The following is a 13,316-nucleotide window of genomic DNA, read 5'->3' as shown; positions in this document are numbered from 1 at the left end:
TATTTGCTATCTTCACAAAAAAGAATCTCATGAGCAGTAAGGCCCGGCAAAAAGGAATACTTGATCAATTGAAGGCTGGTGAAGAGTTGTCGGTGAAAGAGCTGGCCGACCTGTTCGAGACCTCGGACATTACCATACGAAGAGACCTGGTCGCTCTGGCGGAAAAAGGGCTGCTGGTGCGCACCCATGGCGGGGCCATGTTGCCGGAGAGTACGGGCTTTCATCAAAAAGAATCGAGGAACAATGAAGCCAAAGCATACATTGGTAACTTGGCGGCTTCGTGCGTAGAACCTAACGATGTCATTTTTATGGATTGCGGTAGCACGGTTTTCCAAATGTGTGCTCATTTAAGAAAGCTGGAGAGGTTGACGATTATTACTAATTCGCTACCGATAGTTTCGGAGCTTTTAAACCATCCTGGCTTCACCATCAATTTGATTGGAGGGGAAATTGACATTCAGCGGAGAGCGGTGCATGGTAGCATGGCGCTGGAACATATAGCCCGCTATAAGGCTGACAAAGCTTTTGTCGGGGTGGATGGCGTGTCGCTTGCCAACGGACTCAGCGCAGCCAGCGAAAAAGAAGCGTCCATCACCCTGGCGATGGCCCATAGGGCGGAGCAAACCTATCTGCTTTGCGATGCTTCAAAGTTGGAAAAAGACGCCTATTTACAGTTTGCCGGAATGTCTCTTATTGATTCTCTGGTGTCAGATAGGGGGATTTCTCCAGCGCTCGCTGCCAGGTATGAACAAGCCGGCATCCATTTGATCAGGTAGCTAACCTTTCGGCTTATACTGATTGGCACGAATGTTCTGTGCTGCAAGCGATACAGTTTCCTCAATCCTTTTTTGTCTCGTTTCAGGCTTTTTCGCATTGGAAATCCATTCAAGGATGCCTCTTCTTGTCGAGGGCGGAAAGCTGCTGAAGTTGGTGGCCGCTGCGGGAGTATTCTTCAGCAACGCTTCCATGTCATGTGGAATTGAAAGGGCCTCGACGTCGTTGAGAGCTTCCCAGGTGCCAGTCTGCCTGGCAAGTTCTACCATCTTTTGCCCTGCAGGCGCCATTCTCCCTTCATTGAGCAGTCGAGTCACCTTTCTTTTATTTACTCCGCTCCATTTGCTTTTCGGATTTCTTTTTGCAAAGAATTGAAAGTAACTCTTCTCGTCACGTTTGTTAGGTTTGCTATCGATCCACCCGAAGCACAATGCTTCATCGACAGCCTCAGGGTAGTAGACGCTGGGGGTACCACTTTCCTTTTTGTAGATAATCAACCACACACTTTTTTCTGTCTCATGGTTGACTTCCAGCCACTCTCTCCATGCCTGCTGGCTTGCGGCGTGCAGTGTTGCTATTCCATCTTCCCGTGCGTTGCCCATATTCGACCCAGTTACTCAACAAATGCCTTTATCAGAACGTCCGGGTCGCCGTCAATGTTCGAAGGAGTTGTCAAACCGAGGATTTTTGCGACCAGTGGATACACATGCACATTCTCAAAAGGAGGCACTAGTAGTCCTTTTTGGATGTTGGGCCCTTTGGCGTAGAAGATCGCTCCCATCTCTGGCGTGACGTACGGATCAAATCCATGCACACCCCATGGTGAATCCATCGTCGTTTTTGTCGTGTCGGGCGAGCCGTTTCTAAAGTAGAAACCGGGCTCCATCACGAGCAGCAGGTCGCCGATGCGGGGATGCTGGTCATAGTGCCATTGCTTTGGTGTGTCTTTTCGCCGGTAGGTTTTGAAGCGAGCTTCTTTGACAGCCAGCGACTGAAAAATCTGATCTTGCCTGGCACTATCATCTTCATACACATGCACGATCGGCCCGCTGTTCGCAAACCTGATGCTGTCTTCAGGGGCAAAAAGGCTGTCGAGATATACGAATGTTTCCGGCGTTTCCTTCATTTCGTACATGCCGTGGTCGGACGTAACGATGATATTCACCGGCAGATCCAATTCAGCTATTTTTTGATCGATCAGGCCCAGTAATCTGTCAGCTTCCATCACTGTTCCCTGAAGCTTTTCTGATTTGGGACCAGAGTTGTGCCCCTCACTGTCCACCAACGAGAAGTAGAGCGAAATAAATTGTGGCCGTTCAGCTACAGGTAGTTTTAGCCAGTCCACCACCTGGCTGATGCGGTCCTCGTTGGGCACACTGCCGTCGTAAATATTGTAGTACGTGGGGTAATTGCCTGCTACCGGCGCCTCGGAACCTACCCAGAAGTAGGAGGCAGATTTGAGGCCTTGTTGCTGGGCGAGTTGCCACAAGGGAGTGCCGCCATAATAGTAGGCGTCCTGCACCAGCTCTCTTTTGCCCATCGTATATACCACGTTTCGGGCGGAGTCGTAGAAGGTATTGTCGACCAGGCCATGATGCCCCGGGTACATGCCTGTCACAATCGAGTAGTGATTGGGAAATGTCTTGCTGGGAAAGGAGGGGAGCATGGTTTCAGCGGCTGTTCCGTCTTCGATAAACTTGAGAAAGTGCGGTGGCCGAAATTTGGCAACGTAGTCGTGCCTGAAACCGTCGAATGAGATAAGCAGCACGTAGGGAGCTTCTTTTTTGGAAGGGTTGCAGCTTTCAAAAAGAAGAGCAACAATAGTGAACAGCAATAAAATGGGAATACGTTTAGTCATCGTCTGGTTGGCTTATCAATGCTTAAAAATAGGGCAAACGTGCCAAAGCAGTGTCGACTTCACAAAAAGATAATCTGTGCAGAACCCTAGGGCAGGATGTTGTAGGCGGCAGCGAACATGATCACCCGGTTGTTGTAGCTAAGCTCCGGTGGTGCGCAGCCTTCGTAGCAAACTGCATCGTCGGCCTGGAATCGATAATAGAACTTTCTCCCCAGGATGAGCGATGCCTCCAAAGTGAGCCTCTCGAATATCCTCACACCTGCGCTCGAAATCATAGGGAAAGCAAGGCGTAGCTCTCTGTTGTAGGATGCTTCCAGGTTCAAATTCTCAGACTGTTCATTTGGTGACAGATCGTCACGGTGACTTCTTGACGCCTGCTGCACAAACGATGGCCCGAATCCCCAGCTAACGTAGGGCGTTACCTTGGTATTGAGGATGTCATAAGATAGTCGAATGGGGGCGTAAACTCTCGAAACCCTGTAGGTTACTTCTGCTGCGTTCGATGGCGCACCAACAAATGAACTGGAAACCGCCGACTCATTTCTGTATTGGCTGCCCGATTGAAGAAAGATAGCTTCCACCGTGCCTCTCAGTCGGTAGGGTAATTTGTAGCTGGCGAAAATACCCAGTGCTTTGGCACCGGTGGGGGTGTATGCCGCCTCAGGACTGTCGGCGGAAAGCGTTTTGCCCCAACCGCTGTAGCCCACTCCTGCTTTGAATCCAAACCCAAAGTTAGATTGCCCAAAGCAAAAAAAGGATTGGGCAATGCACAGTACAAAGAGGAGAAGGCTTTTCATTGGCGATTACACATTCTTTGTCAGTAAGTTAAGTAATTTTCTGTCAAGTTTTAACCCGTACCAGTCTTCATATTGCACATCCTCTCTGCCAGAGTTCAAAATGCCGAAACTGCCCTTGAACTCCCATAGTGCGAACCCGATTTGGTTGGTATGCAAGATGTCCAGCACATCGTCGAACCAGGCAAGGAACACATCGTGAGGCGTTTTGTTGAAGCAGCCACACTCGCCACAGTGCACGCCCACACCCTGCTCCTTCAGGGCTATCCAGGGTGCGTAGAACTTTTCCAGCATTTCTCTGCTCAGGTATTGGTCGCCCACCTGCCCGGGCCACTTCACTTCCGGCAGGTTGTCGATGTCTTTCATGGCCCAGGGAGCTTTGTAATGAGAAACGATGCCGGGGGTGTATCCACGGCAGCTTTGCGCAATGTCGAGGTCGGCGATTTCCGGAATGACCGTGCTGCCTGTATTGTTGCCATCGGCAATGATGAGGTGCTTTTTGTTGACGCTTCTGATAGCTTCAGAAGCTGCGATAGCCATTTTTCGGTAGACATCGCCCGGCACCGGCCCTCTTTTTGAGTGCTGGTCGTTCATGTCTTCCCGGTTGCTGGGCTCGTTCAGCAGGTCAAAGCTTATTTTCTTTTTCGAGACATTTTTGAATCGAGTGGCCCAAAAGTTCCAGTGAAAGCAGAAGTCGTCAAGGGCTTGCTGGTCGGTCCACAAATTGTAGGGCTCATTGAAACCGGCATTTACACAGTAACCAGGGCCCCGGTGCAGGTTGAGGCTCACATGTAGTTTGTACTTGTGGGCCAGGTACACCAACTCTTCAATTTTATCAGTGGCTTCCGTGTCGATATTCCTGACTTCTTCCGGAGTAATGTTTCGGCTGCGGTCGAATTTGAGGTAGGAGGGATAAGCCATGGGAAGCCTCACAAAGTCAAATCCCCAGTCGGCCATCCATTTAAAGTATTCCTCTTTGGTGCCTTCCCTGGAATTAGCCGGGTTAGGTGAAAAGAAGTCGAGAAGGTTGAAGCCTTTCCACTCAGGTAATTTATTTTTCGGAGCGGGGGCAGCCGAAAGATTGAAAGATGCATTGGTAGCCAGCAAAGCTCCGGCAGCAGCAAGACTTGATTTTTTTAGGAACTCACGGCGGTGTTGGGGGTCGGGGTTGTTCATAGCGAGTGTTTAATTAATATTCGCATTCGATGCAGAATAGGTTTCAACTAATATAAATAACTTGGCCTAGAATATGGATCGTTTTTACTCAAAGGGATAATGGAAGGTATAGGCATTGGAAGTATAATATGCTGGAGGCATTGGTTTCCCTTGTACCTCATTGTTCTTAGCCTGGGAAGCACACATGCGCAGCAGTCGCAAGTAGGCACAAGGATTCATGTTTTAGTTCTCTACGAAAACAGTGGTCACCACCTCGAGTATACCAACGCAGCCGTTCCCTGGCTGAAGCAGCTGGCTGCAGACAGCTCTTTTGTTGTGGATTTTATTACCGACACCAAAACAATCAATGAGGCTTTGCTGAGCAATTATCAGTTGTTTATTCAACTCGACTATCCACCTTATGGTTGGACGGAAGAAGCAGTGATAGCCTTTGAGAAGTTTATCGAAGAAGGCAAGGGCGGCTGGATTGGTTTTCACCATGCTACTTTACTAGGTGAGTTTGACGGTTACCCAATGTGGGACTGGTTTTCCGGATTCATGGGAGGTATTCGATACAAAAACTACATAGCCACTTTTGCTGAAGCAGATGTTCGGGTAGAAGCCATGGAACATCCAGTGATGAAAGGATTGCCTGGACGGGTACGCATTAAAAAGGAAGAGTGGTATACCTACAACCAAAGCCCCCGAGCCAACGTGCAGGTGCTGGCATCCGTAGATGAAGCAACTTACCAACCTGACTCAGAGATCAAAATGGGCGACCATCCTGTGGTCTGGACTAATCCGCTGCTGGCCGCCCGTAATGTCTATATTTTCATGGGACATTCGCCCCTTCTTTTCGACAACGAAGCATATACTACCCTTGTCAGAAATGCCATCTTTTGGACAGCAGGCGAATAGGCTATTCGTCCTTTAGATACCTCACCGGATTAGCTCTGACGGCTTTGAATACCTGGCTTAATACTGTGCTCAGTCCGATAAAAAGGGCAATTCCGATGGTCATAAGAATAATTTCTGCTCCAAAATCCACTCTATAGGGGTAACTGCTCAGCCATTCATTGATCAACTGATGACTGACAAATAGGCCAAGAGCCAGCCCAGTGGCTATGACAATAAGGAACCTTTGAGTGAAGAGTTGATACAGCTGATTGGGTCTGGCACCCAGCACCTTCCTGATACTTATTTCCTTCAACTTCTGATTCAATTGCAAACCAACGATGCCTAGTAGGCCCATAGCGGCAAGGAAAATGGATACGAAACAGCCGATGCTGACCAACTGCATCATTCGCTGCTCGGCGGCATATGCTCTGATGTATTCGTCTTCGAGAAAAGTATAGTTCAGAGGGAACGGGCTAAAATGCTTTTTCCATACGGCTTCAAACTTAGCTGCGTTGAATTGCGTGCCCCCAGACAACTTGATATAAACATTTTGAAGCTGGTATTGTGGCGATTGATAAATCACCAATGGCTCCACGATGCTTTTCGCCGACTGAAAGTGGTAATCCTCCACCACGCCGATGATTTTGGGGTTCTTCAGATCGCCGTAATCGAATGGAATTATCTCTCCGATGGGGTCACTCATGCCCAATCTTTCCGCCAAAGCCTGATTGATCAGGATGGCTTGCGTGGCATCGGAACTTATCGCCGGATCAAAGTTTCTTCCATCCACAATATCGATATCAAGCAGTTGCATGAGGTCATGATCTACCCTCAAGTGCCTGACCCGAATTTCATCTTCTTCCATTTTGAACCTTGTTCCATTATAGCCAGAAGTTGAAGCCACGCTAGAAACTTCCGGCAATTGCTCCAGGTCGTTCATGAACGCTTTGACCCGGTCGTCATCAGAGTTGAAGTCGTCGATATAAAGCACCTGGTTGTAGTCAAGTTTGGTATCGAAGGAAGTAAGAAAGCTGATCTGACTTCTCAAAGTCAGCATGCCTGCAATGAGTACGGTGGCAATGACAAACTGTGTAGCCAGCAATGTCTGTGTAATCCATTTTCCACTGCGTATTTTCTGCTCTCCTTTGAGAGACTTGACGATAGAAAACCTGGACAAGACAAAGGCTGGGTATACTCCGCTCACGAAGGCAGTGCCTAACAATATGATAACGGCACCTACTAGGAATTTTGCATTGAGTAAGAAACTTAGTTCATAACTTTTGCTGACAAAGGAAGAGAAATAAGGCAGAATGAAAACCAAAAGGAGGACGCCAAAAACCCCGGCAAACAACGAAGAAAGAACGGACTCGGTGATTAATTGACTAAAAATGCTACGTCGTCCAGCACCGACTACCTTTCGCAACGCCACTTCCCTGGAGCGGTTGATATAAAGTGAAATGTTAAAATTTGAATAGTTGATCATGGATATAACCAGACAAAATATCCCTATCACAGCAAACAGTTTGATGAGCGTGTTGTTTCCTCCTCTGGCTATTCCATTGTAGTGACCGTAGACTGTGTCGAGATGAATTTCAGTAATTGGCTGTAGCCCTAGCTTCACATTGCTTTTAAGCTCGGGATCTTCCTCCATTTCAGCTTGTATGAGATTCATTTTTTCTACTACCTGTGATTTTTCCACATTTTCCTGTAGCTGAATCAACGTATTCATGTTAATGTCCATCCACGTGGTAAGCCGTCGCTCTGGCGCATGAGATTCGTAGTTTGTGTACGACACCATAACATGGCTACGGACAGAGGTGTTTTCAGGAATGTCCTTGAATACGGCACGTACAATAAAGTCTTCAGCGTCTCCTGACTCATTGAGTGACAGAATACTACCAACCGCCTCACCGCTAAGGCTGAGTTTGCTAGCCATCGATTCAGAGATGACAATGTCGTTAGGTAGGTCAAATGTGCCAGGGTTTCCATCGGTAAACTCCATGTCAATCAGGTCGAATAGCGCTCTGTCAGCATACAGGAAAGACTCTTTCAGCACCTCTTCTTCTTTTTGAACCAAGCCGAATCCAGTTTTTATCCTCGCCACCTCAGATATCTCCGGGACATTGTCTCGAAAATAGACAGACATGGCATTTGAACTGCCACCGAATTGATCTACCACATCACCATGGTTCATATCCATCACAATTCTGTAGAGCCGTTCGTAGCCGTCCAGATGTTTATCGTAGCTCATTTCATCGTTGGCATACAAATACGCAAGCCAGCAAAATGAAATACCTAGCGCAAGGCCCATGATATTTAGCGTGCCGTAGAACTTGTTCTTCATGAGGAATCTCCATCCTGTTTTTAGGTAGCTTTTGTACATAATGAGGTAGTGATTCATTGCGGCAATTGGTTTTATGTTGTAAAATCTAATTGACTTGATTACTTCTGCGGTATACATCCATTTAGCGTAGCCAGGCCCCTTGCTGCTTGCTCTCCAAAGAAAAGCCTCATGAAGGTCACCGCTTACTTCTTCGTAGCTATCGAACTTTAAGGCCCACTTGAGAAAGCGATCTGCCCAGCGGGGTGGGGTTGTATTATTTGATTTCATTGGGCTGCCACATTGAATGAAGGAACGCCTTTCCAGAGCTCTGTTCTTTTTTCCTGAAGTGTTCTGGCGGCTTCGTATCCTTTGCTGGTGGCTTTGTACAGGCGCTTCCTTTTACCGCCCCTTTCCTGCGTTGGCTCGCCCATGCGGGTGCTTACCAAGTCTTTCTTCTCGAGTCGCTTCAACACGACATGGATGGCTGGCAGGGAAATGGTTTGGTTAAACTGATTTTCATACTCAACAGCGATATCGAAGCCGTAGGTTTCTTCCTTTGATAGTAGTATGATAAGTATGATCTCTTCAAGTACGCCCAAGTGTAAACTCATATTATTGTCATTTGTATAAAATATAAATACGAGTATAATTAATATTTGTTTAAAAAATAGAATGTGTCACAAAAAAAACCGGAAAGCTAAGCTCTCCGGTTTTCTTACTATTTCAATTCAAATTAATGATTTACATGCTTGAAGCATCGCCTTTTTTCAGCATCACGGCTTCTACGCCCTTCTGCTTGGCTTTCTCATTCAGCTGAGGGATGTCGCTGTTTTTGATTTGTTCCCACTTGGTCAGCTGCTCATTGATGGCCGACTCAAGTTCGGTCTTTACAGCGATCGTCTGATCGGTTGGCTTGTAGTCGCTGCTGTTAGCCACAGAGCTCAGGTGCCCAAGTTTATTGTTCAGCCTGATGGGGTAGTTCAAAGGATCCTGACCACTGCGGTTTTTGGTCTGGTACAGCTCTTCTTCTACGGCTGTCATCTTTTTGTTGATCTCGTTGATCGACTCAACCAACTCTTTGTAAGCATCCTCTTTGCCCAGCCTTTCTTTCAGGTCATTCATTTGCACACGAGCCGAACGAATGTCCTTAATTGTTTGGTGAGTCTCCGTCATTTTGGCGTTAACTCCCTGTATGAAGTCGAACTGAGCCTGGATGTCAGCAACTGTGCCTTCTGTGCGTGGGTCTTTCAAAATGGTGAACTCAGTTTCGCTGGTCTTTCCATTGGCGGTAAGCCTGGCTTTGTAGGTGCCCGGCACTGCTTTTGGCCCACTCAAACGAGCCGCCCACATGATCAAGCCGTCGAAACCTTCGGGAGCTGAATATTGCATGTTCCAAACAAAGGTGTTGCTGCCCTTCTTCACAGTCAGCTTTTCGCCACGCTCTTTCGATACAGTAGAAAACTTCTTAATAAGGTCGCCGTCGGCTTCCATTACTTCCAATGTCACAGTGTCCTTTTCACCAGGTTCGTTCTTTAATGAAAAGAAGAACTGTACGCCATTGTGGTGGTTTTTGCCAGCGCCTGAAGGAATACGCCATGCAAAGCCGCCCATGCGGTAGCTGTCTATTGGCTTAAACAGATGCACGTTAGCAGCAGCCACTGTGCTGTTGAGCTGATGCAAAGGTGTTAAATCGTCGATCAACCAGAAGCTTCTTCCCTGGGTCGCAGCAATCAGGTTGTCGTTTTTGATGGTCAAGTCGGTGATTGGCACTGTAGGCAGGTTCAGCTGAAATGTCGACCAGCTGGCGCCGTCGTCAAACGAGATGTACATACCTGACTCGGTACCTGCATACAGCAGGCCTTTGCGCTTTGGATCGGCCCTCACCACACGGGTGAAGTGTGAAGGGTTGATGCCGCTGGTGATTTGCTTCCAGGTTTTGCCGTAGTCTTCTGTTTTGAAGAGGTATGGTTTGAAATCACCTATTTTGTATTGCGTACCAGCCAGGTAGGCTCCACCTTTTGTAAAAGGGTCAGGGTCGATGCTGTTCCACATCACGTATTTGGGTGCCGTGGGAGGCGTTACATTTTCCCAGGTTTTTCCAGCATCTTTGGTCACGTGCACCAGCCCATCATCAGATCCTGTCCAGATAAGATCCTTTTCGAAAGGCGACTCAACCGCTGCGAAAATAGTGGCATAGTACTCCACCGCTGTATTGTCTTTGGTGATCGGGCCACCTGCTGGGCCCAACTTTTCTGGCTCAGCTCTGGTCAGATCCGGGCTGATGGTTTCCCAGCTTTGGCCTTCATTGTAGCTCACGTGCACCTGGTTGGAGGTAGTGTATAGTTTGTCGCTATTGTGGGGAGAAAAGAAGATCGGGAAGTTCCATTGGAAACGGAACCTCATGCCTTCAGCACCATGACCCATTGGGTTGTCGGGCCAAACGTTGATGTTTCTCTCTTCAGCCGTGGCGTGATTAACCCTTGTGAGGTACCCGCCGTAGCTACCGCCGTACACAATGTCATTATTGTCAGGGTCAGGTGCAATATGTGCACTTTCACCACCAGCAGTTTCTTCCCAATCGCTTTCTGTTATAGCGCCGCCGTCTACTCTGTGGCGAATTCTTACCGTTGAGTTGTCTTGCTGAGCACCATAGATACGATAAGGGAAGCTGTTATCGGTGACCACACGATAAAACTGTGAAGTAGGCTGGTTCATGTAGGTTGACCAGTTGTCGCCGGCGTCGAAACTTACCTGCGCACCGCCGTCATCTGCCACTGCAATTCTGTTGTGGTCGTCTGGTGCTATCCAAAGATCGTGATGGTCACCGTGAGGTGTGTCGTAGTCTTCATAAGTCTTTCCACCGTCCTTTGACTTGTGGAAGTTGACGTTCATTACATAAACGATGTCTTCGTTTTCGGTGTCGGCATATATTTTGGTGTAGTACCATGCACGCTGACGAAGGCTACGGTCGCTGTTGATCAAACTCCAGTTGTCTCCACCGTCATCAGAACGGTATACACCACCTTTGTCATTTTCTATGATGGCAAACACTCTGTTGGAATTAACCGGTGACACAGATACGCCGGCAATACCCCAGAGGCCGGAAGGCAAACCTTTGTTGGTCGAGATGTTTTTCCAGGTATCACCACCGTCAGTTGATTTCCAAAGGGCAGAGCCTTCTCCGCCACTATCGAAACCGTAAGGTGAACGATTGAATCTCCAGGTAGTGGCAAAAAGTACTCTTGGGTTTCCAGGGTCCATCGAGATATCCACGGCACCAGCGTCAGCATTTGCAAAAAGCACTTTTTCCCAACTCTTACCGCCGTCTTTAGAACGGTAAACACCCCGGTTTGCTGAGGACTTCCAAATATCACCCAATACGGCAGCGTATACCAGATCGGGGTTTTTAGGATGGATTCTTATTCTCGGAATATGTAGTGCGTTAGGTAGCCCCATATCTGTCCAGGTTTTGCCGGCATCGGTAGATTTCATGATGCCAAACTGGCCGTCAGAAACGTTGCCACGCACGGTACCTTCTCCACCACCGACGTAGATCACGTTGTTGTCGTATTCGCTCACGGCTACTGCGCCAATGGAGCCTCCGAAGAAACCGTCGGAGATGTTCTCCCAGCGCTGTCCGCCGTCAGTTGTTTTCCAAACGCCACCGCCGGTTGCGCCCATGTAAAAGAGATTAGGCTTGTTGGGCACTCCTGTCACTGTTGCGGCTCGTCCACCTCTGAAAGGCCCAATAGAGCGCCATTCTATTGCAGAATACAGTGATTCATCAAATTTGGTAGTTGCCGGAGCAGAGCTGCTTCCTCGTCGCTGGCTAAAAGCGTCGGTAGCGCCCATCAGGACAACCAAAGCCAGCAAAAACCCCTGCCAGGGCATTTTTGGGTTGTAAGTCATTTTCATATACAGTTTTCGATTAATTAATGAACCTTAACAAGTAGTAATTGAGGTCAAATTACACCAAGTGCTATTCAATTAAAATACAGAAAGGAGCAGCGAAAATAATGAAGGATGAACGGTGGCGGGGTTATTTTCTACTCTTCCGGGTGGCTGTTTTTCATATCAGCAGCAAAGTAATTTTCCTTAGGCACCTTGTTCCCGTTGAGCCCATTGAGCATGGCTATTTGCCCTACGTGTGTGGCCATATCGAGGATAGGCCCTTGTAGTAACTTTTTCATAAGAGAAGGATCCAGCTCTTTTGCTTCTAATAATTTACTAAGGGCAGTCAAACTCTCATTGAACCTGGCAAGCTCTTTTTCAAAAGTGAGCTGCGTTGGTGCAGGGCTGTTAAAATGGACTTCTTCCACCATCATTGTTGCCTTCAAAGCCAAATCAGTCATGTGGTTGATGATCTCATTGGGAGTTCGTGTGTGAGCACTGACTTTGTACTCTCCAAAGCCATCCGAAGTCTGGGCGACGGCCCTTGTCAGCCGATACCTGATCGCAGCCACTGTATGGCTTAGTAGTTCGTTGTTCATACTGCAAAGATGGGATGCAAGAGAAGCAATTTAGGGGTAATTCCTAAAACGTCGATTCGTTTTATGGTTTTGTCAAGCCAATGGTTCACTAGCTTTCTTTGGCGAAGTTCTGGCAAAGAGCCAGGCCATCACCATGCCAAGTACTACTCCTGAAAGAGAGGTTTCCAGAAGATGGGCCAGCCTCACAGGTTCGGGCATGATAGGGTTGGGCAGCAGCAGCTGACTGCACCCCACCACAGCAAGCATGAGTCCAAGTACGACTGCCTTTTGCAGCCAACTGCCGGAGATTGAGCGAAATACAAGGAGGGCAATTAATGTCCACAAAACACCTCTTAGTACCTGAAATGAATATAGATGTGAAGCGACATTCTCTTTCATCATGAACAGGAAGGAAGCTTTTTCGCTACTGTCTGAATAGTAAATGCGAACCTCTTCAAACTGCCAGGCAATGAAGTAGCCGGCCAGAAAGTAGATCAAAGGCCAGATGACTATTGCCATCAGTGCTGTCATTGTTAAGGTATTGTAAAAAGGCATTATCTCACCTTTTGAAGCTAGTTGTTCCCTTTTTTTGAAGTTTCCTGTTATCCATACCGCAAGTACGGAAAACAGCATGGAAGAGATTGCACCTCCCGCCACCAATGCCCAAATGCTGTTCAGAGCCATTTTGAGACTGTCGTTGAACCAAAGAGTCTCAATTTGTGACATGAAATATTGGATGCTAAAAAGCACCGAGGATAGTGTGGCGACTAGTAGCCAGCCCCGACGGTGGCTGCAGTGAATAAAGTACATGACAACGGCTGTATTGAGGCCACAGATGAGCAGCATGATTTGCAGGCCATCGTCTCCCGACCCGTTCGACGCTTTCATCAGATCGCTGGGAAAGATGATATTGCCAACAATGAGGCCTACAACCCAGAGCACCAACATCAGCACTGATAAGACGACCCAAATGGCAGTGATTTTAAAATAACTTTTCATAGAGTGTTAGAATAATAGTGGGTAATACAACTAATTAGTTAACAGAA

The 13,316-nt window shown here is 47.7% G+C and carries 11 protein-coding genes; 2 read left to right on the top strand and 9 right to left on the bottom strand.

Translation table 11 applies throughout. The features are described from left to right. The first annotated feature begins 29 nt into the window (after positions 1–29). Entirely contained in the window at positions 30–776 is a 747-nt protein-coding gene (locus RIG68_RS22245) for a DeoR/GlpR family DNA-binding transcription regulator (protein WP_350127456.1), read from the top strand. Here the strand turns inward: RIG68_RS22245 and RIG68_RS22240 are convergent, their stop codons facing one another. The 4 genes from RIG68_RS22240 to RIG68_RS22225 all read right to left on the bottom strand — a co-directional run bounded on the left by RIG68_RS22240 (position 777) and on the right by RIG68_RS22225 (position 4,602). Then, complete coding sequence (locus RIG68_RS22240) at positions 777–1,376, bottom strand: YdeI/OmpD-associated family protein (protein ID WP_350127453.1); 600 nt, start codon at positions 1,374–1,376, stop codon at positions 777–779. A gap of 11 nt (positions 1,377–1,387) precedes the next feature. Then, on the bottom strand, positions 1,388–2,632 hold the full coding sequence (locus RIG68_RS22235; RefSeq protein WP_350127450.1) for an alkaline phosphatase family protein: 1,245 nt from the start codon (positions 2,630–2,632) through the stop codon (positions 1,388–1,390). 86 nt (positions 2,633–2,718) lie between these two features. Next, the gene (locus RIG68_RS22230; RefSeq protein WP_350127447.1) at positions 2,719–3,429 is read right to left on the bottom strand and encodes a hypothetical protein; all 711 of its coding nucleotides are present in this window, start codon (positions 3,427–3,429) and stop codon (positions 2,719–2,721) included. A 6-nt stretch (positions 3,430–3,435) separates the two neighbouring features. Next, complete coding sequence (locus RIG68_RS22225) at positions 3,436–4,602, bottom strand: glycoside hydrolase family 5 protein (protein WP_350127444.1); 1,167 nt, start codon at positions 4,600–4,602, stop codon at positions 3,436–3,438. Positions 4,603–4,701: 99 nt separating this feature from the next. On the opposite strand from RIG68_RS22225, the gene RIG68_RS22220 reads away from it, so the two are divergent. Next, on the top strand, positions 4,702–5,499 hold the full coding sequence (locus RIG68_RS22220) for a ThuA domain-containing protein (protein WP_350127441.1): 798 nt from the start codon (positions 4,702–4,704) through the stop codon (positions 5,497–5,499). 1 nt (position 5,500) lies between these two features. Here the strand turns inward: RIG68_RS22220 and RIG68_RS22215 are convergent, their stop codons facing one another. The 5 genes from RIG68_RS22215 to RIG68_RS22195 all read right to left on the bottom strand — a co-directional run bounded on the left by RIG68_RS22215 (position 5,501) and on the right by RIG68_RS22195 (position 13,269). Beyond that, on the bottom strand, positions 5,501–8,089 hold the full coding sequence (locus tag RIG68_RS22215; RefSeq protein ID WP_350127438.1) for an ABC transporter permease: 2,589 nt from the start codon (positions 8,087–8,089) through the stop codon (positions 5,501–5,503). Next, on the bottom strand, positions 8,086–8,412 hold the full coding sequence (locus RIG68_RS22210) for a PadR family transcriptional regulator (RefSeq protein WP_350127435.1): 327 nt from the start codon (positions 8,410–8,412) through the stop codon (positions 8,086–8,088). The genes RIG68_RS22215 and RIG68_RS22210 overlap by 4 nt, the downstream gene beginning before the upstream one ends. A gap of 130 nt (positions 8,413–8,542) precedes the next feature. Continuing rightward, the gene (locus RIG68_RS22205) at positions 8,543–11,716 is read right to left on the bottom strand and encodes a WD40/YVTN/BNR-like repeat-containing protein (protein WP_350127432.1); all 3,174 of its coding nucleotides are present in this window, start codon (positions 11,714–11,716) and stop codon (positions 8,543–8,545) included. A gap of 131 nt (positions 11,717–11,847) precedes the next feature. Continuing rightward, positions 11,848–12,291, bottom strand: coding sequence for a hypothetical protein (locus RIG68_RS22200; RefSeq protein WP_350127429.1), 444 nt, complete (start codon positions 12,289–12,291; stop codon positions 11,848–11,850). 72 nt (positions 12,292–12,363) lie between these two features. After that, on the bottom strand, positions 12,364–13,269 hold the full coding sequence (locus RIG68_RS22195; protein ID WP_350127426.1) for a hypothetical protein: 906 nt from the start codon (positions 13,267–13,269) through the stop codon (positions 12,364–12,366). Between the last annotated feature and the right edge of the window lie 47 nt (positions 13,270–13,316).

Source organism: Imperialibacter sp. (genome assembly GCF_040222385.1).
GTDB lineage: Bacteria > Bacteroidota > Bacteroidia > Cytophagales > Cyclobacteriaceae > Imperialibacter.
This window is presented reverse-complemented; position numbering and strand designations above follow the sequence as displayed.